The following is a 22,128-nucleotide window of genomic DNA, read 5'->3' as shown; positions in this document are numbered from 1 at the left end:
GGGGGGCGGGGGGGGGGGGGGCGCTGGCCGCGGGGGGGGGGGGCGCCCGCGGGCGTGGCGCGGCCCCCCGTCCGGGGAATGCGGCGAACTCCCCCGTCAGCAGGGGCTCATGACGGGCAGCTGATCTTGAGCGTAAAGTAGTCTACGGTCGGGAAGTCGCTCAGGTAGATGGTGGCGGCCGTGCTGATGACGGTGTGCGGCCCGCGGAGCCACTGGAAGGTGCACCCGCTGTCGTACTTGAAGGCGTCCAGCTGTCCGGTGTAGCCGGTGTTCTCGGTCATGTACTGGCCGTCGTTTCCGTCCGCCTCCACGTCGCCCATCTGGTACCCGGTGCCGCTGGATACCGGCGTTGCCCAGCCCTTGGCGTACCCGCCGCTGCTCGAGCTGTACACACCCCCGCGGTACGTCACCGCGTCCACATAGATCTCACGCGTGCTGTTGACGCCCAGCGCCGGCTTGCCGGAGGGCTCAACGGGGCCGGCGTCGGCACATGCCGTAAGCGCGGTGCCGAAGGCGGCGGCAAACAGAAAGGCACGAATCCGCATTGCAATCTCCGTTGTGTGGGGATGGAGGAAATCCGCTTGTGTCGAGGTTAGTGCCATAATCTTTTCTTGTCAATTACTGTCGTTTAAAGATTTCATCGTATACGTCTTCCGGTTCATCCCCCTTCATGCCGTTGCCATCGATGGCTCCGAAGAACGAAGCCCCCGGATACGCTCCGAGCAGGGCTTTTTCGCGTCTGCACCTGCCACCACGCCCACTTTCTCCCGCCACTGGCGCAGACGAATCGCCCCTTTCTCGCCCGATGCCGAACCGGTTTATGGACACTCCTTGCGGTGTCGCCGCGGGCGGTGATACGAATCCACTTCGTTCACTTATTCCGCGCGACGCTCTTTCGCCGGGTTCACTCATTCGTTAACATCCATATGCGTGATGTTGTGCTCTACCGCACGCGGTCTGGGCGTCGCCCAGTGCAGGAGTTCCTGGATGCATTGACCCCCAAACAGGCGGACAAGATCGTTCGGATCATCGAGATGGTGCGTACGATGGAGAAGGTACCTGTGGAGTACTTCAAGAAGCTGTCGGGGACAGACAATCTATGGGAGGTTCGTGCCCAGCAAGGGGGTAACAACTTTCGTCTCCTAGGATTCTTTGATGGAAAGCGCCTCGTGGTCCTGGTATCGGGGTTTGCGAAGAAAACCGGGCGTACTCCGGTTCTGGAGATCGAGCTTGCTCATCAGCGGAAGCGGGACTACTTCAGCAGGGAAAGTCACGATGGATGACCTGGATCGTTACGTCGCTGAGCGAGCAGCTCGCGACCCGGAGTTCGTGGAAGGGTTTGAGCGCGGCCGGCGAGCGTTCAAGCTGGGCGTGATGCTCAAGGTGGCCCGGCAAGATGCGGGGTTGACTCAAGCGGAGGTCGCGAGCCGGCTTGGGACGCACAAGTCCGCGATCAGCCGTATGGAGAATCATGCGGAAGACATCCGCCTCTCAACGCTGCAGCGGTACGCGGAGGCTGTTGGTTGCATCCTTGCCTTGGAATTACGTCCGGAAGCCGAAGGAATGATCCCAACGGCCGTCCGTGCCGTGGCGGCCGAGGCCGAAGCGCAGCCTGCCCGCAAGCGTCCGCGTCGTACGCGCGCCACCGCTACCGCCGGCTGATCGCGCCATGGCTACCAAACTCGACAAGCCGATCAAGCGCGAGCTGGAGATCGACGGCAGGGCGTACATGGTCACCGTCTCGCCAGAGGGCGTGAAGGTGGTGGAGAAGGGGAAGCGGAAGGGGCATGAGATCTCGTGGACCGCGCTGGTCAGCGGTGACGCGGCGATCGCGGCCGAGCTGCGAGCCTCCCTCGACGCGCTTCCGCCGCAGAGGTAAGGACGTCGGGGGCTCGCACGAATCCCATACCATCTCCCGGATTTCGATGTGCAGTGAGGGGAACGATTTCACGCGGAGGCGCGGAGAAAACAGAAGAGGCGCGCAGGGAACGCCCGAAACGCCTCCACGCCTCATCAGTTCCTCCGCGCCTCCGCGTGATGCTTTTCCGGCGTTTCTCTGATTGCACAACGAACTGCGAGAAATGGTATCAGAAGCAAAACCGCCCCGGCGGCCGAGAGAGGCCGCCGGGGCGTGTTGTTCGGCACCAGCGTGGAGCTACATCGCCGCGCCGGTCTGGGCGGGGATCTGGCCGCAGACCACGGGCGCGCCCGGGTTGTCGCCGGAGCTGGCGTGGTAGGCCACGATGTGCTGGCCGTTCATCACCGTCGCCAGCGGAACCTGGATGGTGGTGCTGGAGCTCCCGGCGCCGTTCGACAGGGTGACGTCCTGCAGCGGAACCACCACCTCGCCCGGGGCGTCGCAGGTGCCCTGGTGGATGTGGCCGCTGTGCGTGCTGTTGCCCTGCGCGGTCAGGTTCACCATCACCATCGTTCCCTCGCCCTCGGACATGAACTGCGCCTGCCCAGTGACGCCCGAGGTGCCCACAGCGTTCATGGTCACCGTGTTGGCCGTGGCGGTCGCGCCGGTCATCGCGGTGTCGGTGGCCATGGGCGCGGCGGGGGTCATGCTGGTGGTGGTGTCCGTGACCATCGTGCCCTCGGCGGTGCCTTCCGCGGCCTCGTCTCCGCCGCCGCAGGCGGCGAGGGCGAACGGAAGCGCGGCCAGGGCCCAGAATTGAGTCGGTCTCATACGTTTTTCCCGGTGTGTGATGGGTGAATGCGCCCTGCACGACGTCCGGCGTGAAGGACGCGCCGGGGCTGTGCAAAGTTTGTGCAAACGTTGTGCGTTCATCCATCTGTTTCCATCGATGCGCCCGTTGCCGCCCCTCGGAACGGGAGCCCCGCCGCTCCCGCATGGTGAAGCCGCGCGCCCGGAAAACCTTCCGCAACGCCCTCGGGGCGAGCCAGGGCCCCGTGTTCGCGGCGGGCGCCGGACGCACCCGGAACGACCGACGCCCCGGCAGCCTGCGGAGGCCGCCGGGGCGTTCGCGTTCAGCGCGAGCGGTGGGCTACATGGCCTGGCCGGTGGAGCCGCCAGTCTGCTGGGCCGGGATCTGGCCGCAGACGGCGGGCGGGCCCGGGTTCTCGCCGGCGCCGGTGTGGTAGGCCACCATGTGCTGGCCGTTCGTCACGGCCGGGTAGCCGACGCTCACGGTGGTGGTGGACGTGCCGGTGCCGTTGGCCAGCACGACGTCCTGCAGCGGCGCCACCACCTGGCCCGGGCTTTCGCAGGTGCCCTGGTGAATGTGGCCGGACCGGGGGCCGTCACCCTGCCCGTTCAGGGTGATGGTGACCATCGTCTGCCCCGGGCCGTGCTCCATGAACTGGGCTTGGCCGGTGATGCCGGAGTTCCCCACCGCGTTCATCGTCACGGCGCCGCCGATGCCGGTGGCGCCGGTCATGGCGGTGTCCGCGCCGGCCTCGGTGCCGGGGGCGGTGGGCAGGGCGCCGCTATCGGGGAGCGACAGCACGGAGGTGGTGTCGTTGCCTGTATTCGCGCGATCACCCCCGCCGCCGCAGGCCACCAGGGCCAGCGGCAGGGCGAGCACGCAAAACGGGACCGGGTTCATCGCGTTCTCCTTGCCGGTATGATAGGGGCCTGCCCGTCAGCTGTCGCCGTACACCGGCACCGCCGCCCCGTTGACGGTTCCCGATGCAGCCGACGCGAGAAAGAGGATCACCCGCGCGATCTCGGCGGGCGGGGTCCACGCGTCGTAGCTCGCGCCGGGCATGGAGGCGCGGTTGGCGGGGGTGTCGATGGTGCCGGGGAGCACCGCGTTGGCGCGCACGCGGCCGCCGTTCTCCTCGGCGATGGCTTCCGTCAGCGTGAGGAGCGCGGCCTTGGAGATGGCGTAGGCCGCGTGTCCCTTTCGCCCCTTCACCGCCGCGCGCGACGAGACGAAGACCAGCGATCCGCCCTCCGCAAGCCGCGGGATGGCGGCGCGGGCCACGAGAAAGGCGCTGCGGAGGTTGATGGACATGATCGCGTCCCAGGCATGGACCGCCGTCTCGTGCAGGGCCGCGCCCCCCGCGTATCCGCCGACGGTGTGCACCACCGCGTCCATCCGCCCGCCCCAGCTGGCCGTCCGCGCCACGGCCTCGTCCGCGCCGGCCTCCGTCGCCAGGTCGGCGCGGAACCGCGTCAGGCGCTCCCCGTACCACGCGGCAAGGTCGTCGAGCGCGTCGGAAGCGCCGGAGCCGTGCGTGGGGACGGCCACACGCCAGCCGTCCTCGAGGAATGCCTCGGTTACGGCGCTTCCCAGCCTGCCCGACCCGCCGGTGACCAGCACGACACGCTCCATGATCCCTCGTGGTAATTGGTTGATGCAGAGGCTCGTTCGCGTCGCCGCGGGCCCTCTCCCCCGGACGGCCTTTCGCTTGTTCCTCGCGACGGCGTCCGGCCCCTCCCCCAACCCCGGGGGAGGGGTGGCGCGAATGGATGGTTGATCGCGCAATTCGGGCTTCGCCGCCCGCCTCGCATCAACGGCATCTCGCCACGCGCAGAAATCTCGCTCACAACCCCTCCCCCGAAGTGGGGGGAGGAGCCGCCGCGAGCCGCGAGGAACGAGCGGCGAAGACGGGCGGGGGAGAGGGCCCCGGGCGGCGTCGCAGGAACCCGCCTAGAAACCCACTTCCTCTTCCGTGGGATCCACGATCTTCGCGGCGGGCGCGCGGCCGGTCTTGCGGACCAGCTCCGCCAGGCGCTCCGCCAGTTCCGGCGTAAGGGCGCCTTCGCGAAGCCGCCACGCCCAGTTGCCCTCCGCCACGCCGGGCGTGTTCATCCGCGCCTGGCCGCCCAGGCCCAGCACGTCCTGCAGCGGCACGATGGCCCAGCCGGCGTTGGATTGCAGCACCGTCTCGATCAGCCGCCAGTGCATCTCGCCACCGCCGCCGGTCAGTTGGTCCACGGCGGCGCGCTCGGTGCGGCCGGTGTCGGCGTACCAGCCCAGGGCGGTGTCGTTGTCGTGCGTGCCGGTGTAGGCGACGGCGTTGTGCACGTAGTTGCTCGGCAGGTGCGGATTCCTGGGATCGTCCCCGCCGAACGCGAACTGCAGCACGCGCATGCCGGGAAGCTCCAGATCGTCGCGCAGCGCCTCCACCTCTTCGGTGATGATCCCCAGGTCTTCGGCGATCAGCGGCAGGCCGCCCAGCTCGCGGCGCACCGCGTCGAACAGCTTGCGGCCGGGGCCGGGCATCCATCGCCCGTGCATGGCCGTCTCCTCCTCCGCCGGCACCTCCCAGTAGCTCTCGAAGCCGCGAAAGTGGTCGATGCGCACCACGTCCACCATCGCCAGCGTGCGGCGGAACCGCTCGATCCACCAGCGGTAGCCCGTCTTCTCCAGCACGTCCCAGCTGTACAGCGGGTTGCCCCAGCGCTGGCCCGTCTTGCTGAAGTAGTCCGGCGGCACGCCCGACACCACGGTGGGCCGCAGCTGCTCGTCCAGCTCGAACAATTCCGGGTTGGCCCACACGTCCGCGCTGTCGTAGGCGACAAAGATGGGGACGTCGCCCACGATGCGGATGCCGTTGGCGTGCGCGTGGCGGCGCACGGCGGACCACTGCAGGTCGAACAGGTACTCCGCGTAGGCGTGCCGGTCGATGTCCGCAAAGTACTGGTGCCGCGCCTCTTCCAGCGCGTTGGGGTGGCGCTCCTTCAGCGGCGCCGGCCACTCCGCCCAGCTGGCGCCGCCGTGCGCGTCGCGCAGGGCACGGAAGAGTGCGTAGTCGTCCAGCCACGTCGCCTCTTCCTGGCGGAACGCGCGGAAGTCGGCGCGCAGCTCCTCGTCGTCGGCCAGCAGGGCGTACGCGGCGCGGACGACGTCCTCCTTCCAGCGCAGCGCGGCATGGAAGTCCAGATGGTCGTGATCCAGGTCCGGCGCGGCGGCGGCGTCCTCCGGCAGCAGGCCGTGCAGGTGCAGCTCCGCGGGGCTGATGAGCAGCGGGTTGCCGGCAAAGGCGCTGAGCGCGTTGTACGGCGAGCCGCCCTCGTTCACCGCCATCAGCGGCAGCGTCTGCCACAACGTCTGCCCCGCGGCCGCCAGCCAGTCCACGAACCGGAACGCCTGCTCTCCCAGGTCGCCCACGCCGGGGCCGGGAAGGGAAGTGGGATGCAGAAGGATGCCGCTGGCCCGCGCGCCGATGGTCGCCGACTCAGGCATCGGCCGCGGCGTCCAGCGCGGGGAGGACGTAGATGACCTCGGCGCGCTCCATCAGCAGCGTGTCGGGCACAGGCTCGCCGCCCTCCGGCGCGTCGTCGCGGCAGACGCGGAACAGGCGGTATCCGTCCGCATCATCCACAAAGCGGGTGAAGTCCATCTCCCGCGGCTCCGCCCACACCTTGTTGATCACGATCCACCCGCGCACGCCGCCATCGTCCGTCGTGCGCTGCAGCACCAGCGTGTCGCCGCGCAGGTCGCCGACGGGGCGCAGGTGGCCTTCGCCCTGGAGCAGCGGGTGCGCCAGCTTGAGCCGGTTCACGCGGGTGACAAAGGCGCGCAGGTCCCAGTGGCGGCGCTCCCAGTCCGTCGGCATGGACTCGACGACGTTCACCTGCTTGCGGAAGCCGAACTCGTAGCCCACGGGCATCATCACCCCGGCGCTGAACGCGGCGGCCACGGCGTAGCGCTGGCGCTGCACCTCCTCGCGCCCGCCGCTTTCCTCCGCCATGCGCGGCGTGTCGTGCGATTCTGGAAAGGCGATGGAGGGGGCGATGCGGCCGAACTTCTCGTGCTGGTCCAGCGCCCACGACTCGCTGAGGTTCCACCACTTGGACGAGTTGAAGAAATAGTCGAACCCGGCGGACTTGAGGCCCACCACGTCTTCCACCGGCGCCCCCAGCGTCTCGGCGAAGAAGACGACTTCGCGGTCGATGGATTTCGCTTCGCGGATCAGGTAGCTCCACAGCTCCGCGGGCACCTTGTACGCGGCGTCGCAACGAAAGCCCTTGAAGCCCAGGTCGATGGCCTCGCGGACGATCTGCGCCCAGTACTTCCACAGCCCCTCGCGGTCGTGCTGGCTGCGGTTGTCGATCTCCGCCAGGTCGCCCCAGACGGTGCGCTTCGACGGATCGTCCGGATCCACCGCGAACGGGCTCTTCACCTCGCCGTTCTCCCACTCGTACCAGCCGGGGTGCTGCTGGATGAGCGGCGAGTCCTTGGAGGTGTGGTTGACCACCAGGTCCATCACCGGCTTCATCCCCATCTGCCGGATCTGCCGCAACGCGTAGCGCAGCGGCTCCAGCGACGCCGGGTCGGCGCCGGCGGGGAGAAAGAGCGGGTTGATCCGCCGGAAGTCCTTGACCGCGTACAGGCTGCCGCTGAAGCCGGGAAAGTGCCACGGGTTCAGGTACAGCCACTCGAACTCCATCTCCCGCGCGCGGCGGGCGTGCTCTGCCCAGCGCGTGGTGGGGCCTACGAGGCGCTGGAACAGGTTGTAGAGCAGGGGCGGCTTCACGCGCGGCCTCCCAGGATGGCGCGGATCCCTTCCAGCGGCACCCACAGCCAGTCGGGGCGGTTGTTCATCTCGTAGCCCAGCTCGTACACGGCCTTTTCCAACTCGAACACGGCCAGCGCGCGCGCCAGCACGTCGGGGTCGCTGGGGATGATGGGCGAGCCCTGCGCCGTCTGCACGTACGCGTTCAGGAACAGGCTGCGCGCCTCGCGCTCCCACGCGGCGGCCCAGCGCTCCACCGACATCTGCACGCGCAGGTCGCCGGTCTTGTACTCGTTCATGGCCACGCGCACGGCGTAGTTGAACGAGCGCAGCATGCCCGCCACGTCGCGCAGCACCGTCTGCTTTCCGCGGCGGTCGGCCAGTGGCCTGGCGGGCTCGCCCTCGAAGTCCAGCACGTACCACTCGCTGCCGTCCGGCGCGTTCTGGTTGGCGCGCAGCACCTGGCCCAGGTGGTAGTCGCCGTGGATGCGCACCTTCACGGTGTCGCCGCTCAGCGCGCGCAGGTCCTCGGCCAGGTGGCGCAGGTCGGGCGCGGCGCGGACGACCTCGCGCAGCGGCTCGCGCACGTTCGCGCTGAACGATCCGGGGATGGCCTCCAGCTGCCGCCCCAGGTCGTGCAGCACGGTATCCACCTGCTTGCGGAAGCCCTCGATGGCGCGCTGCACGTCGTCCTCGCCCACCGGCTCGGGCGCGAACGCGGCGTCGTCATCCACCGACGCCAGCGCCAGGTGCATGCGCGCCGTGGTCTCGCCCAGCCGCGCGATGGCGGGAAAGAAGTCGCCCGCCATCCGCCGCATCCCCTCCTGCCCGTTGAGCGTGTCGGGGTCCGCGGCGCTGCGGCTGGCGGCGCTGAGATATCGATCGAGCGCCTTGAGCGCCACGCTCCACGCGTCGCCGCCGTTGGGGACGAACTGATAGACGCCGGCCACCGCGTGCGATTCGCCGCCGTCCGCGGGCGTGTAGTCCAGCCACCCGGCCAGCGCGGGGACGGAGCGGAAGCCGGCTTTTTCCACCAGGAAGCGCGTGACCTCCAGGTCCGGGTTGATCCCCGCCTCCAGCTTGCGGTAGATCTTCATCACCAGCGCGTCGCCGAACACGATGGAGGTGTTGCTCTGCTCCGCGCCGATCATCCGCACCGGGCCGCGCGGCGCATCCGGCAGGTCCACCGACGTCGCGTGGCCCTGGAATGCGCCTGAGCGACCCTCGATGGTCTGCTCGCCCAGGATGGTATCCAGCAGCGTTCCCGCGATGCGCCGCTCGCTCACGGCCTCGTACACGCGCGCCTCGCCGCGCAGGGTGGCGTGCGTAACGATGGGCTCGGGCCCGGTGCCCGGCGCGGCGACGGGGTGCAGGGTGGAGGGAAGAAGGTAGAGGTCCTTCCCCCCTTCCATGAAGCGCACTTCCAGCAGCGCCAGGATGACGTTGGGCGCGCGCTCCGCCTGCAGCACGCCGTGGTCGTGCAGGCAGATTTCCTGGACCTCGCGCGCCTTGTCGCGGAACCAGCGCTGGCGCAGCAGCCACTCGCGCGGCAGGGCGCTGAACGCCTCGGCCACCGCCTGCGGATCGCCCAGGAGCGCCGCCTCCTGCGCGGCCCACTCTTCCGGCATCTGCCAGAAGTCCTCATCCCCCGCCGCGCGCACCTGCCGCAGCGCAAACCAGAAAAAGCCGTACGGGCTCAGCGTGATGGCGTACGGCGTCCCATCCACCGCGGGGAACGCGGTTTCGCCCAGCAGCTCGATGGGCGTGTATCCGCTGTATCCCGCCAGGTCCAGCTGCACCGCCTGCGCGCTGGCGGACAGGTTGTTGACCACCAGGATCACGTCGCCCTGGTACTCGCGGATGTACGCCAGGACGTGCGGGTTCTCGGGCTGCAGAAAGGTGATGGTTCCGCGGCCGAACGCCCGGTGCTGCTTGCGGACGCGGATGAGGCGCTTGGTCCAGTTGAGCAGGGAGAACGGCGACCGCTCCTGCGCCTCGACGTTGACCGCCTGGTAGCCGTAGACGGCGTCGCTGATGGCGGGCAGGTACAGCCGCTCCGGCTCCGCGCGGCTGAAGCCGGCGTTGCGGTCCGGGGACCACTGCATGGGGGTGCGCACGCCGTCGCGGTCGCCCAGCCACACGTTGTCGCCCATCCCGATCTCGTCGCCGTAGTAGATGATCGGCGAGCCCGGCATGGTGAAGAGGATGCTGTTCAGCAGCTCGATCTTGCGCCGGTCGTTCTCCATCAGCGGCGCAAGCCGGCGGCGAATTCCTAAGTTGATGCGCATCCGCGGGTCCGCCGCGTACTCGCGGTACATGTAGTCGCGCTCCTCGTCGGTCACCATCTCCAGGGTGAGCTCGTCGTGGTTGCGCAGGAACATGCACCACTGGCAGTCGTCGGGGATGGCCGGCGTGCGCTCGATGATCTCCACGATCGGCTTCCGGATCCCCTGCCGCACCGCCATGAAAATCCGCGGCATGAGGGGAAAGTGGAACGCCATCTGGAACTCTTCGCCCTCCGGCCCAAAGTACGGCCGCACGTCCTCGGGCCACTGGTTGGCTTCGGCGAGGAGGATGCGGCCGGGATACCTGGAATCCAGCCGGACGCGGAACTCCTTGAGGATGTCGTGCGTCTCGGGCAGGTTCTCGCAGATGGTGCCTTCGCGCTCGATCAGGTACGGCACCGCGTCGGCGCGGAACCCGTCCAGGCCGCGCTCCAGCCAGTACTCCATCACCTGGAACATCGTCTCTTTGACGACCGGGTTGTCCCAGTTGAGGTCCGGCTGGTGGCTGAAGAAGCGGTGCCAGTAGTACTGCTGCGCCACCGGGTCCCAGGTCCAGTTGCTGGGCTCGGTGTCGGTAAAGATGATGCGCGCTTCCTTGTAGAGCGTGTCGTCGTCGCTCCACACGTAGAAGTCTCGCTCCGGGCTGCCCTTGGGCGCCCGCCGCGCGCGCTGGAACCAGGGGTGGTCGCTGCTGGTGTGGTTCAGCACCAGGTCGGCGATCACCTTCAGCCCGCGCTTGTGCGCCTCGTCCAAGAACTGCTGCACCTGGTCGATGGTGCCGTAGTTGGGATGGATGCCGTAGTAGTCGGCGATGTCGTAGCCGTCGTCGCGCAGCGGGCTGGGGTAGAACGGCAGCAGCCAGATGACGTCGACGCCCAGGCTGGCCACGTAGTCCAGCCGCTGGATGAGCCCCGCGAAGTCACCCACTCCGTCGCCGGACGAGTCCTGGAAGGCCTTGACGTGCAACTCGTAGAAAACCGCATCCTTGTACCACAGCGTGTCGGCGCTCAACGCGGGGCTCCCTGTGTCTGGCTCTCAGTGTCTGCTTGGTCCGCGCCTTGGGGCGGAGCTCTACGCGGGCGCTGGCTTGCGTGGCAGGACCGGCCCGGCGGTTGCGGGCGCGGCTGCAGGAACTGCGCCGGGGGTGGGGGCAGATAATCGACAGTGACATCTGCGCGCATGCTCGTCCGAGGGCAGTCTTGCGCTTAGCCCCTGTCCCCCTGACTTTATGTCGTTTGGCAGACCTTCCTCCGAATACGGAGGACAACTACATTTGCCATCACCCATCAGTAGACCAACAACTTCAATGCTACCGGCCCCCATGTTTGCAATAGTAGCTCCAGATTCCTCGAGCACCGCCCACCCTGCTATGCCAGTTAGCGGCGAAACATTTGCGTCGGCAATCTTTATCGGTGTATTGGGAGGTATTGCGTCTTGGATGCTAATTCAAGCGGCGTCAGCATTATTTTGGAATACAGTGTTGCCGTTTTACCAGAGGAAAGTATATCGAGGTGTCGATCTGAATGGCACTTGGGTCGGAGAACAGGATCGCCCCGGCCGCGGCAACTTCAAATTCGAACTAGCACTCAGTCAAACCGGCCATCGTCTGTCCGGAACGTTGCGAACGACGGATAAGTACCCCGATGGACGTATCTTCACTGACAGCCTTGTCGCCGAGGGTATGATCTCCGACGGGTCGGTTTTGCTCACTTATCACGGAACGGCGGGACGTATTGGATTAGGCGCCGTGCTCCTGCAAGTACGAGACGCTGGTGACACACTTATGGGCGCCGTTATGTTCTTGAAGGCTGTCTCGAGCGAAGTCGGTGCCGACGAAGATCTCGTACTCACCCGAAGGGCCTAAAAATGACTACAATGTGGGATAATGTTTATCTGACGCGGCCAGATTGGGCGGGTGATTGCGGATCTGGGTTCCTGTTGGATCTAGTCCCTGAGTTCACTGGGTCTGGCAAGCGAATTTTGGATGTCGGATGCGGTACCGGCCGAAACACACTCCTGTTTGCTTCGGGTGGAACTCACATCGACTGCATAGACGTTTCACGAGTTGCACTCGATCGCCTCCAACGCAGAGTTGCGGGGTCTGACTGCACTGTGACGACGTATTGTACAGACATCCGAGCACACAATCTTCCCGACGCAGTTTACGACCTCATTATCTGCCACGGGTTCATAAACTCACTGCCGAAGACCGATTGGCAGTCCCTCGCTCGCACCTTCCGCCGTTCCCTCAAGGAAGGTGGCGTTCTGGAGATTGCCGCATTCACGAATGATTCACCTGACGAAACGCCGAGCGAGACCATCGTTGCGTTGGCGGACCCAGCCGAAATGATTAGCCTTTTTGCGAATTTACAAGTCGAGAGGCGAGATGGTCGTGTGTTCAAGCACAGTCACTCACCATCAGGTGAACACACTCACTCGATTGAAAGATTCATCTTCAGAAAACGCTCCTCCCCAAGCGCATTTCCTGTCAGCGCTCCCTACGAGCCTGCCATCGCAGTATTTGGTCCCACCTCACCAATCTACGCGGCTAGGGCACTCGGCGTTGATCCGTCGTATCATGTCAATGCAGCGCGTGACATTGGCCATTTCTTGGCAGATAATCAAATGACCTTTGTTGGTGTGCCCGATAAAGGTTTGCCACGAGAATGCTTCTACGCAATGCTAGAACGCGATTCAGCCGCGTCCGCCGTTGTCCTCGCCCCTAGACTGGTCTTGGACGGGTGTCTTATCTCACAGCCATGGGTTGCGGACCTCTGTGACCGGTTCCCCAACGCGACACTTCAGTTGGTTGAGGATATCACTTGGCCTGAGCAGGTGGTGCACATCTCTCAGAGAGCAAACGCCTGCGTTGTGCTAGGCCTGTCATGTGGTGGGATTGCTGAGATTGGTTGGACTAAGTGGACGAAAACCCCCGTATTTGCATCCCGCGATCTCTGCTCCAGCCTACCCGCAGAGGTGACAGATCAGCTGAGTTATTTTGATACACCCGATTACCAGTCGTTGATCTCAAAGCTTCGTGCGCACGTAGTGCATAAGTACATTAAGATGGGGTAATTTGGGGTAGTCGATTGCGATGGTGTAACTGCTTGTATCTCCCCACTCCAGTACAGCTTCCGTCCGCGCGCGTTCCGGTCGAACTGGCCCGAGTTTCAGTGCGCTGACCACACAGTAACGGCCTTCCTAGCTGCGCGCAGATCATCGCCGAACTCCAGCACGGCCTCCGCCACGAGCAGGTCCATCGCCAACTCCTCCTCCGGCGCCACACGCGCAAGCTTGATGCTGGAGTTCGCGATGGCCTCGAACGCGCCGAAGCGGTCCGACAGCATCTCCAGCAGCCGCGTGGGCGAGACTCGCGTCCTTGGTTAAAATGCCATCATTCTAAACCGACTGGCAGATGAATAACAAACCGCTTTCTTCATCGATGATCGTATATGGAGCCTTATACGTCCTCCTTGTCACGGCTTGCGAGTCGGCCCCACAGTCCAACTCCTTTCCCCCAGACCGCACGTCCTACACGCAGGTGGAGGCGCCGGAGAATACCAGCTATGGCAGAGTTTCCCGTTTCTCATCGCGCATCGCAGTGCCCTTGGGACGTACGCGTGGGGAGCTCACGGTGACTTTGGAGCAGGCAGCGAGAAAGCTTGCAGCAGAAACCGGCGCCGATGCCGTAATGGTGTTCGCTTACCGAGAGGGCGACAGCGCCTCGGGTTTCTACAGCGCGGGCCGGGCGATCTACGCACCGCATGGAAAATGGGAAGATGCTGATACAGGTGGCCCCATGCGAGTACAAGTCGAGCTGAACGATTTGTACTTTGCGCCGCCTGCTACCCACGCTGCTGTTGGAGATACGGTTTTCCTCACCAACTCCTACGACGATCGGGTGTCTATCTCGAGGGACTACGGCGCCTGGGGGGACGAAGATATCGTTGCTCGCGTTGCGAATGGCGGCCGAGCAATCGTCCTAGAGTTCCGATCAGAACCAATGGGCGACCAAGAGTTCATGCGGTACCGCATTCGCACCCTTCCTCCTGCTCCGCCACACGGAGGCTGGGTGCACAAGGATCAAGCCCCCGCGGCAATGGGTGCGGAATCTGATCCCCGTAAAAATTCAGGGGATCACTGATGCGTTCTCGCCTGGCCGGCAAACATTCGCCGACTTCAACCCAGCACGCACTGGTTCTCGCCCGCAAGTCTGCTGGCTGCGCGTAGATCATCGCCGAATTCTAGGATGGCCTCGGCCACGTCTACATCCATCGCCAACTCCTCCTCCGGCGCCACGCGCGCGAGCTTGATGCTGGAGTTCGCGATTGCCTCGAACGCGCCGAAGCGGTCCGAGGCCATCGCCGGGAAAACCCCCGCCTGCTTAGTCCACCTCTGAGTTCGATCTTGCGCACGTACGAGCAGCGGCCTTGGCCGTCCGCAGATCCTCCCCAAACTCCAGCACCGCCTCTGCTACGAGCACGTCCATCGCCAACTCCTCCTCCGGCGCCACGCGCGCGAGCTTGATGCTGGAATTCGCGATGGCCTCGAACGCGCCGAAGCGGTCCGACAGCATCTCCAGCAGCCGCGTGGGCGAGGGCTTCTGATCACAATCGCTGATTCGCATCTTTTCCTCCTCGCTGTGGGATGTGGGCTCCCTGTCGACAGCGCAGCGGAAAGTGTGTAGAATGGGAGCTTGGCCGGCAGCACCATCTCTCCACTCGCTCGCACGCGTCACCTTGCAACTCACGTCGTACCCGCCGCGCCCGTACTGCCTCGCACTCAGGTATCCTCCTTCGCCTGTCTCCAGTAGAGACGAAGCCGGATGCAGCCTGTCTCTATTGGAGACAATGTTAACAGGTTCTGCCTCTCGGGTCAATCCTCGCGGGGTGGCGAACTGATGCAGCGGTTTGGCGAGAAGCTACACGCGTTGCGAACCGCGCACGAACTCACGCTGCAGCAGTTGGCGGCGGAACTCGGATACGCCACGCACGCGTACATCAGCGAGCTTGAGAGCGGGAAGAAAGTGCCGACAGCGGCGCTAGTGTTGAAGGTGGCGCGGAGGTTTGGCGTGAGCACGGACGTGCTGATGAAGGATGAACTAGACCTGAAAGAATGAGTTTTTGTTCGGGGTTGATCGTCAGAAAGATTGTTCTTGGTTCCCACTAACTCTGAGGTCTGGACGGTATGGAATCCGACCTACAACCACATCGTGACCTTACTCCTGCTGCGTGCAGATCGATCGTTCAGGCGCTCGGGAAAGCCGAATCATCTTTTCGAAGTTGGGGTGTTCGGATACCTCCACAGGCCGCTCTTCGGCAGGCGAAGAGATGGTTGTCGGAATTAGGTACCAGAGACACCTTGTTAGATCTCAACGCTGCAGATCTAAAGAAGACCTCCGAAGCCGTTGCCCTCGCCGTGGATCTCTACCACATCTCAACTACGCTCGGCAACGATCCTCATCCTTTAGTCGGCGCAGAATTGGGACAGACAGTCCGTGGAGCACCCCCGTCAAATGGCTCGGTCCAGGACTTTATTGCGCAGTTCTGGATTGGAACGCTCTTAGCGCAGTCTGGACTCAAGCCACGGATAGAAGCGTTTGATCGAATGGATGAAACTCGTCCGGATTTCTTAGCCGAATGGGGAACGATGGATTTCGTAGTTGAGGTGAAGTGTCCCAAGAGCCGCGAGAGTGCAAAGCGCGCAGTGTCAACCGCTGCCAACCAGCTTCGAGGTAAGCCCCAACCGGCTGTCATTGCTGTAGACGCTACCTACGCTTTTGGCATCGATCCCACCTTCATCAGTCGTGAAGGGAATGATCGTGTGCGAGACCAGTTCCGCGCAGCCCATACTGCCCTGCATAATGCACTCGTGAAGCATGTTGAAGGATACCGACGTTCCGACAAGTTTTCCCGTGTCGCTGTGTTGTTCTCGTTCGTACGATTCTGGTCGTGGCATATCGAGTCGTCGGCTGAACGCGATGCGGGGATCATATTGATCTCAACTGCCTTTCCCACAGCCTGTCACGGCTTGGTGTCGAGGCACGCCGACGGTTTCCAGCGTTCGCTACCGAAAGGCATCCAACAACTCACCGGAAATCCTCCGCAGCTGAAATGGACTTAGCTTAGGAGCGCCCTCCTTGTGGTGCCGATATTATAGTTGGGATTCGTCGTCCATGCGGGCTACCCCTAGACCTATGCATAACGTGTACGGCATGCTCTCCCATCGCAGGATGGGCGTTGCAGCCCCACAAGAGGACATCTCAGTGGAACCAGATTTCCCAGCCTCGTCAGTCGTTTCTTCGTTTCGGCGAGTTGAACGGATGCTCAACGATGTTGTCGAGGATCTTCCATACTCAGATGAACATTTGGATGTATGGTCCCCATACCTCGTAACAATTCTGCTCGAGGCTTGTAGCCAGCTTGACTCCCTGTGGAAAGCAAAGTCCCGACAGACTGGATCAGGCTCTAAGGACCCGAAGATAACAGACTATTTCGCTAGCTTCGGCAGCGACGTTGCTGACCGTTGGTTGGTTTTCTGGGGTGAGCAGGGGATGCGCGTCCAACCCTTCGCCTCTTGGACAGGCGCCGCCACATACAAACCCCTCGATTGGTGGCAAGCTTACAACAGTGTGAAGCACGACCGGCTGGCGAATCGCAGGCAGGCGAAACTCCGACACGCGGTCGATGCAGTGGCAGGGCTTTTCGTCGCAATCTTACGCTCTCCGGAATGCGCCACCGCGGTCGCGCATGAGGGGTGGATTGATCCATCCCCGGGGGCGTTGGGTATCCAAGCCGAGGATTTGCTGTCAGATGATTCTCGGGCACGCCCAATTGTAGTGGAATCCGTGCTTCTCTCTCATTCTGTAAAGTTGGCATGGAAACCAGGCTCTCCACAACACATCATGAGTAGCGGTCGGGTTGGGAGCGAACGCTTCCGAAGCTGGTGTGCACAGCATGGTCTCTCTCATTGGGAAGAGTGAGTCACCCAACCCATTCGTCGGCGATCTCGCAGCCGCCGGCGCGCAGCGGGCTGGCGTAGAACGGCAGCAGCCAGATGACGTCGACGCCCAGGCTGGCCACGTAGTCCAGCCGCTGGACGAGCCCCGCGAAGTCATTACGTAAGCACGCGCCCCTCCACATCGAACACCTCACCTCCCTTGAGCCGATTCGTGGGCGTGCGGCGTACTCACGAACGTTCAGGCTTGTGCCCGGGGCAAGGCAGTCATCATAATCTCGCGGGTGCTGAATTTCGTCATCAGACGGGAGGGTGAATTTTCCAGAGCCGGACGGCGGCCATGCGGGACGCCCGGCGGCGCGCGGAGCCAGGAGATCTCCCGGGCTCTTGCGCGGGGAGTGTTGAAGGGGCCGTAGATACCCGAGAACTCATGCGGTGCAATCAACATAATTCGACAGGGGAGATCATGGCGAAATTCACCGGTGGCATCCTGCCCGTGGAAATCCTGCCCAGTGAGAACATCCAGGAATCCGGCAGGAACTCGGGCGGCACGTCGAGCTTCGTCTGCCCGCCTGAGTGCGTGATCGTGGGGCGGTGGCATTCAGGGGACGAGAACGGCTACACGCGATACTGGTACGCCCGCCTCCTTTCCGCCGCGCTCATCCCGTACTACAACGACGAAGAAGTAGAAACCAGCCCCGGAATCCAGGAGTCCGGGAAGAGCTCTGGCGGCCAGTCATCGTTCATCTGCCCCGACAACTACGTCATCGTGGGACGCAGCCACGACGGCGACGAGAACGGCCTTACCTACTACAAGTACGTTGCCCTGCGCTACAACGACGACGTGCTGATGACCAGCGATCCCGTCTGGAGCGACTGGATGCAGGAGTCCGGCACGAGCTCCAGCGGGTATTCGGAGTTCGTGTGCCCGCCCGGCACGGTGATGACGGGCCGGGAGCACAAGGGCGACGAGAACGGCGACACCCGCTACCGCTACTCGCGCCTCTGGTTTCTGCAGGAGGACGGCGGGCGCGTGCAGGTGGATACGCGGGTGATGACGGAGGGCGTGTCGGTGACGGAATCCTCCGGTCAGTGGGCCATTGCCCCGGAAAACCAGGTGATGACGGAACGCCGCCACCAGGGCGACGAGAACGGCACCACCACGTACGCGTTCAGCTACTGCCACCTGGTGCTGGACGCGGACGACGTTACGGTGGGCCCCGCCCTGTGGACCGGCTGGATGCAGGAGTCTGGCAAGAGCTCGGTGGGATACTCGGAGTTCATCTGCCCGCCCGGTGCGGTGATGACGGGCCGGGAGCACCAGGGCGACGAGAACGGGAACACGCGCTATCAGTACGCGGACGTGCGCTACAACGGGCTGCTGACCTCTACCACGCCGGGGGCCTGGAGCACCCCTGAAAGGGAATCCAGCGGCACGCTGCAGATGGCCCCCGTTGGCGAGGTGATGGTGGGCCGCAAGCATTCGGGCGACGAGAACGGCTACACCGAATACAAGTATTCGTACATCGACACGCCCGACAACACCCGTACCGCGCACGACGAGTGCTTCTCCGCTGCCCGGACCGCGCGTGACACCCCGCCGCGGTACCCGGTGGGGTGGATGCCGTACCTGGCAGACTGGGTTCGGTACGTCCGCTCGTTCTATCCCATCTATCGCTACCACAGCCCGGAAGAGATCGACGGTGTGGGTGTGCTGATGGGAGTGTACGGCGCAAAGCTGTGGGGCAACCAACTCAAGCGGCAGCGGTGCGAGGAAGTGCGACCGCGGGACAAGTCCGAGGGCCACTATTCATGGGTGCTGGTGCCCAATGGCGACATGTTGTACGCCTGGAACTCCCAGCTTGCCCTGGAAGAAAGGAACTACACCCGCCACAGCGACCTGAACCAGGGTGAGGCCGTGACGTGCGCGGGGGAGTTCTACCTGACGTACAACAACTTTGGCCAGCTGTGGTGCCAGGACCTCTACATCGAGCTCAACGACAGCTCCGGGCACTACAAGCCCAACGGCCCCAAGTGCTTCCGTTACGTGATCGACACGCTGGTGGGCCTGGGGATCGCGACGGAAAGCATCAACGTCTTTACCCGCAACCGGTGATCCGTGCGGCGCCGGCGCCCTGTGCGGGGAAGGATCCGGGCCCGGCGCCCGGGACTCCACACATACCTTCCATGAAGAACCTCTTCGACCCGGCGGCCGCGGCTGAAATAAAGGCGCGGCTGCCAAACCTGCGGCCGGAGAGCGAGCGGCGGTGGGGCACGATGAACGCGGCGCAGGCGGTCGCGCACTGCGTTGCGGGGCTGGAGATGGCGCTCGGCGACACGCGGCCCAGGCGGGCGCTCGCCGGCCGCATCTTCGGCCCTATCGTCAAGCGGCTGGCGCTGGGGAACAATGCGCCGTTTCGCCGCAACACGCCCACGGTGCCGGAGATGGTGGTGGCGGACGCGCGGGAGCTGGATGCCGAGCGCGAGCGCCTGTCCGGGTTAATCGACCGGTTTGCCCGGCGGGCTGCACCACTCACCCGCACAGCTTCTTCGGCCCGCTCACCCCGCAGCAGTGGGCCGAGCTCATATACAAGCACCCGGATCATCATCTAGGGCAGTTCGGGGCGTAGGCGTTGCGGCGGATGCCGCGCGATCGCCGCACACCTGGCCGCGAGTTCGCACCAGAGGAGCGCCAGCACATGGCAGACGCATTCAGGATGGTGGTCGCCAACATCTACTCGCTCCCGGATGGCCTGTCGTGACCGGGCGGATTGAATTGAATCCGGACGTGTCCGAGTGGGAGACGACCTGGTTCTGCGTGGGGCGCTTGGACGCTTTCCTGTTCAGATCACCTCCATTCAGAAGTTCCGCAAAGTGCTCAAGGAGGCGGGTGTGGGACCAGAACCGCTGGGGATCGGGCTCTCCGGCATTGAGCAACACCAGTTTCGTAACGGCGACCTTCTGGTCTCGGAAACATCCATGCATGGGCCGGGGCGGGCAGCGACTTCGTGGTTGAGCGCCATTCGAGCGTGGTTGACGCGCTGACGTTCGGCGTGTGGGGCAGATCTAAGTCCATCGCCCACTCCTCCTCTGGCGCCACGCGCGCGAGCTTGATGCTGGAGTTCGCGATGGCCTCGAACGCGCCGAATCGGTCCGACAGCATCTCCAGCAGCCGTGTGGGCGAGGCTCCCTGCTGAATCCCCATCATCGCCAAGCCCTCGCGACAGCCGGGGCCGAATCTGCGCCCGAGTAAAGATTCAGGGGCTCGCTGACGGGTTCTCCACATGGCCCGTACACCGGACCGATGAGTGGTTCGGTAACCCGGTGCATGGCGGATTGTCGGGTGGCGAAAAGGGATGGATTGCTCGAACGAGCATCTGGTTGCGCACCTTATTGACACAAACGTGGGGGTGGCGTATCCTTCCGAACCTTCCTTGATTCTCCCTTCGATCATCCATCATGTCCAGCACATTCCACAAAGTCGTGCTGTGTGTCGCACTGACTCCTCTGGTGCTCGCGTTCGGCGCCTGCGCGGACACCCCTGACCGCCTGCCGCTTTCGCCCGACCTGTTGGAGCCGGCAGCCACGTCTGGCCAGGCGGTGACCCCGCCTCCGCGCCTGGTGTCGCGGACTCCCCATTATCCCGCGGTGGCGGTGTACATCATTTACCGCGAGTACGTGAACCAGCATCCCGGGCTGACGCGCCTGAGCCAGGACGACCCCGAGTACCAGCGCTACATGGAGAAGCGCCTTCGCGAGCTGTACCCGCAGCGCGGCTATGTGGGCATGATGCGCGATGCGGCTGCGGAGATGCGGGAGTACCGCCGACAGTGGACGGAGTATGAGCAGACCCGCAAAGCGGGGGACGGCGAGATCTCGCCGCAGATGTGCTATCCGCAGATTACGTCGGTTTCGCCATCCGACTACTGCGAAGATGGAGGTGGAGGCGGAGGGAGTGGCAGCACCTATCCGGCGCCCTCAACTGAGTATTACGCCGACGGCAGCTGGACTGGGCAGGCGGAGTTCACGGTGGACCAGACTCAGGTACCCACCGTTGCGGCAGAGGCAGACACCCTTCAGGCGAGCCCGTACGAGCACGACCGGCTGCTGTACTACGAAAGCCTTGCGCTCGGAAACGGAGGCTACGAAATCCAGGGCGCGAAGGGAACTCCGTCGCGGGACGACCTGATCCGCATGGCCGCGGCGGACTCCGGCCCGGGAGAGATCTCCATCCAGTTGTGGGGACCCACGGTTAACATCCCGCTCGGGGTGGCGGCGGTCTTTGCCGTCCGGGTTCTGTTCTCCAAGTGGCGCGCGGAGAGTGCATCGGCGAGCTACTATCCGTCGCTTGCGGCCGGGGACACCAAGCGGGACGCGTTTCGGCACATCTACGTGAACGTGATGCTGCGGCGCTACATCAGTGCACCGTTGGCCAAGGCTGTCATGGACATCAATGAGTGGGGCAACGCCAACTGGGGCGCCCGCATCATGGACGTCCACAACAACCGCCTTGGCGTGGAAGTGAAGTACGAGCACTTTCGCGGGCACTGGTTGTGGGACCGCTGGAGCTACGGCGTATGGGGCGGGCGGGTGCGCAACTACATCAACGATTCACGGAACGCCGCCTTCCTGCCGGCACTGGCGAACACCTACGACGAGGCACAGGCAAAGGCGATCCGCGCGACGGTGCCGTCATACATCTACATCTACTTCCGCTGAGATGATCTATTTTCTTCGCACGGGAATCCGGTGGCCCCTCCTGGGTGTGGTGCTGCTGGCGGCGGCGATGGCTGGGCCGGCCGCGGCGCAGTCTTCCGCCGCGGATCTGGCGGCTGGCACCCGGGTGCGGGTGGTGGAATCCGGGTCGGACCGCGTGGTCGGGACGGTTTCCGGCGTGCGCGGCGACACGCTGCTGGTGTTTGCCGGTGGCCGGGAGCACATGCTGGCCATTTCGTCCATCCGCAGCCTGCAGGTGAGCCGCGGCCCGTCGCCCAGGCTGACCTCGGCGCTGGAGGGCGGACTGGTGGGGCTGCTGGCGGGCGGGGCGGCGGGCGCAGCGGTTGCCGTGCTGGGCGACGCCGTGGGAGGCGACGGCGAGTGCGATAGCGGCGGGGACCTGCTGTGCTTCAGCACGGGCGAATGGGCGCTGGTGGGGGTGGTCGTCGGCGCACCCGTGGGCGCTGCGTCAGGCGCGGTCGCCCGGTTCCTGTCTCCGCGCGAGCGGTGGCGCCGCGTTGAGCCCGCAGCCAACGCACCGCGGCTGTCCGTGCAGTCTGGTTCCGGCGGACTGCGGATCGGGTTTTCCGTTCCCACATCGTGACCTACCGATCGGGGTGAATACGGTGTCTGCTCAGCGGCACCGCATTGCATTCGGCCTTCCTATCTGGTCATGCGACCTCTACCATCCCGAACGCCTCCTCCGAAGCCACGCGCGCGAGCTTTATGCTGGAACTCT

General features: G+C 64.6%; 22 protein-coding genes and 1 pseudogene. 12 read left to right on the top strand and 11 right to left on the bottom strand.

The annotated features are described in order from the left end of the window. Positions 1–107 precede the first annotated feature (107 nt). Entirely contained in the window at positions 108–545 is a 438-nt protein-coding gene (locus ACOJUJ_RS06250) for a hypothetical protein (RefSeq protein ID WP_420125993.1), read from the bottom strand. A gap of 426 nt (positions 546–971) precedes the next feature. On the opposite strand from ACOJUJ_RS06250, the gene ACOJUJ_RS06245 reads away from it, so the two are divergent. The 3 genes from ACOJUJ_RS06245 to ACOJUJ_RS06235 are packed head-to-tail and all read left to right on the top strand — an operon-like array spanning position 972 to position 1,879. Continuing rightward, positions 972–1,283: a type II toxin-antitoxin system RelE/ParE family toxin gene (locus tag ACOJUJ_RS06245; RefSeq protein ID WP_420125992.1), complete on the top strand. Its 312-nt coding sequence runs from the start codon at positions 972–974 to the stop codon at positions 1,281–1,283. Continuing rightward, positions 1,276–1,662, top strand: coding sequence for a helix-turn-helix domain-containing protein (locus ACOJUJ_RS06240; RefSeq protein ID WP_420125991.1), 387 nt, complete (start codon positions 1,276–1,278; stop codon positions 1,660–1,662). The genes ACOJUJ_RS06245 and ACOJUJ_RS06240 overlap by 8 nt, the downstream gene beginning before the upstream one ends. A 7-nt stretch (positions 1,663–1,669) precedes the next feature. Then, a complete protein-coding gene (locus ACOJUJ_RS06235) occupies positions 1,670–1,879 on the top strand; it encodes a hypothetical protein (protein ID WP_420125990.1) in 210 nt (69 codons plus the stop codon). Positions 1,880–2,155: 276 nt separating this feature from the next. Here ACOJUJ_RS06235 and ACOJUJ_RS06230 read toward each other — a convergent pair whose 3' ends face one another. The 6 genes from ACOJUJ_RS06230 to treS form a co-directional block, all read right to left on the bottom strand. Then, positions 2,156–2,689, bottom strand: coding sequence for a hypothetical protein (locus ACOJUJ_RS06230; RefSeq protein WP_420125989.1), 534 nt, complete (start codon positions 2,687–2,689; stop codon positions 2,156–2,158). 319 nt (positions 2,690–3,008) lie between these two features. After that, positions 3,009–3,569, bottom strand: coding sequence for a hypothetical protein (locus ACOJUJ_RS06225; RefSeq protein ID WP_420125988.1), 561 nt, complete (start codon positions 3,567–3,569; stop codon positions 3,009–3,011). Between the two features lie 36 nt (positions 3,570–3,605). After that, positions 3,606–4,301, bottom strand: coding sequence for an SDR family oxidoreductase (locus ACOJUJ_RS06220; protein WP_420125987.1), 696 nt, complete (start codon positions 4,299–4,301; stop codon positions 3,606–3,608). Positions 4,302–4,619: 318 nt separating this feature from the next. Further along, positions 4,620–6,158 carry a 4-alpha-glucanotransferase gene (gene malQ / locus ACOJUJ_RS06215; RefSeq protein ID WP_420125986.1) on the bottom strand — a complete coding sequence of 513 codons (1,539 nt, stop codon included), beginning with the start codon at positions 6,156–6,158 and terminating at the stop codon, positions 4,620–4,622. Then, positions 6,151–7,452 (bottom strand): alpha-amylase family glycosyl hydrolase, encoded by a 1,302-nt coding sequence (locus tag ACOJUJ_RS06210; RefSeq protein ID WP_420125985.1) that lies wholly within the window; start codon positions 7,450–7,452, stop codon positions 6,151–6,153. Before ACOJUJ_RS06210 ends, malQ begins: the two co-directional genes overlap by 8 nt. Next, positions 7,449–10,727 carry a maltose alpha-D-glucosyltransferase gene (gene treS, locus ACOJUJ_RS06205; RefSeq protein ID WP_420125984.1) on the bottom strand — a complete coding sequence of 1,093 codons (3,279 nt, stop codon included), beginning with the start codon at positions 10,725–10,727 and terminating at the stop codon, positions 7,449–7,451. The genes ACOJUJ_RS06210 and treS overlap by 4 nt, the downstream gene beginning before the upstream one ends. Positions 10,728–11,582: 855 nt before the next feature. On the opposite strand from treS, the gene ACOJUJ_RS06200 reads away from it, so the two are divergent. Continuing rightward, positions 11,583–12,791, top strand: a complete 1,209-nt coding sequence (locus ACOJUJ_RS06200; RefSeq protein ID WP_420125983.1) for a class I SAM-dependent methyltransferase — start codon at positions 11,583–11,585, stop codon at positions 12,789–12,791. A gap of 95 nt (positions 12,792–12,886) precedes the next feature. Here ACOJUJ_RS06200 and ACOJUJ_RS06195 read toward each other — a convergent pair whose 3' ends face one another. Then, complete coding sequence (locus tag ACOJUJ_RS06195) at positions 12,887–13,063, bottom strand: hypothetical protein (protein ID WP_420125982.1); 177 nt, start codon at positions 13,061–13,063, stop codon at positions 12,887–12,889. Positions 13,064–13,131: 68 nt separating this feature from the next. On the opposite strand from ACOJUJ_RS06195, the gene ACOJUJ_RS06190 reads away from it, so the two are divergent. Then, entirely contained in the window at positions 13,132–13,860 is a 729-nt protein-coding gene (locus ACOJUJ_RS06190) for a hypothetical protein (RefSeq protein WP_420125981.1), read from the top strand. 35 nt (positions 13,861–13,895) lie between these two features. Here ACOJUJ_RS06190 and ACOJUJ_RS06185 read toward each other — a convergent pair whose 3' ends face one another. Then, positions 13,896–14,078, bottom strand: coding sequence for a hypothetical protein (locus ACOJUJ_RS06185; RefSeq protein WP_420125980.1), 183 nt, complete (start codon positions 14,076–14,078; stop codon positions 13,896–13,898). Positions 14,079–14,100: 22 nt separating this feature from the next. Continuing rightward, the gene (locus tag ACOJUJ_RS06180; RefSeq protein WP_420125979.1) at positions 14,101–14,343 is read right to left on the bottom strand and encodes a hypothetical protein; all 243 of its coding nucleotides are present in this window, start codon (positions 14,341–14,343) and stop codon (positions 14,101–14,103) included. A gap of 273 nt (positions 14,344–14,616) precedes the next feature. Between ACOJUJ_RS06180 and ACOJUJ_RS06175 the strand changes: the two genes are divergently transcribed. Then, the gene (locus tag ACOJUJ_RS06175; protein WP_420125978.1) at positions 14,617–14,835 is read left to right on the top strand and encodes a helix-turn-helix domain-containing protein; all 219 of its coding nucleotides are present in this window, start codon (positions 14,617–14,619) and stop codon (positions 14,833–14,835) included. Between the two features lie 68 nt (positions 14,836–14,903). Continuing rightward, on the top strand, positions 14,904–15,839 hold the full coding sequence (locus tag ACOJUJ_RS06170) for a hypothetical protein (RefSeq protein WP_420125977.1): 936 nt from the start codon (positions 14,904–14,906) through the stop codon (positions 15,837–15,839). Between the two features lie 875 nt (positions 15,840–16,714). Here the strand turns inward: ACOJUJ_RS06170 and ACOJUJ_RS06165 are convergent. Continuing rightward, positions 16,715–16,831: pseudogene (locus ACOJUJ_RS06165) on the bottom strand (alpha-amylase family glycosyl hydrolase); the annotation flags it as partial. A gap of 308 nt (positions 16,832–17,139) precedes the next feature. Here ACOJUJ_RS06165 and ACOJUJ_RS06160 point away from each other — a divergent pair. The 5 genes from ACOJUJ_RS06160 (at position 17,140) to ACOJUJ_RS06140 (ending at position 21,993) form a co-directional block, all read left to right on the top strand. Then, positions 17,140–18,789: a hypothetical protein gene (locus ACOJUJ_RS06160; protein ID WP_420125976.1), complete on the top strand. Its 1,650-nt coding sequence runs from the start codon at positions 17,140–17,142 to the stop codon at positions 18,787–18,789. Between the two features lie 71 nt (positions 18,790–18,860). Further along, on the top strand, positions 18,861–19,286 hold the full coding sequence (locus ACOJUJ_RS06155) for a hypothetical protein (protein WP_420125975.1): 426 nt from the start codon (positions 18,861–18,863) through the stop codon (positions 19,284–19,286). 183 nt (positions 19,287–19,469) lie between these two features. Continuing rightward, positions 19,470–19,718 (top strand): hypothetical protein, encoded by a 249-nt coding sequence (locus ACOJUJ_RS06150; protein ID WP_420125974.1) that lies wholly within the window; start codon positions 19,470–19,472, stop codon positions 19,716–19,718. Between the two features lie 414 nt (positions 19,719–20,132). Beyond that, positions 20,133–21,392, top strand: a complete 1,260-nt coding sequence (locus ACOJUJ_RS06145; RefSeq protein ID WP_420125973.1) for a DUF6973 domain-containing protein — start codon at positions 20,133–20,135, stop codon at positions 21,390–21,392. 1 nt (position 21,393) lies between these two features. Then, positions 21,394–21,993 carry a hypothetical protein gene (locus tag ACOJUJ_RS06140; protein WP_420125972.1) on the top strand — a complete coding sequence of 200 codons (600 nt, stop codon included), beginning with the start codon at positions 21,394–21,396 and terminating at the stop codon, positions 21,991–21,993. Positions 21,994–22,128: the final 135 nt, after the last annotated feature.

The sequence above is a fragment of the Longimicrobium sp. genome (assembly GCF_048594345.1).
Lineage (GTDB): Bacteria > Gemmatimonadota > Gemmatimonadetes > Longimicrobiales > Longimicrobiaceae > Longimicrobium.
This window is presented reverse-complemented; position numbering and strand designations above follow the sequence as displayed.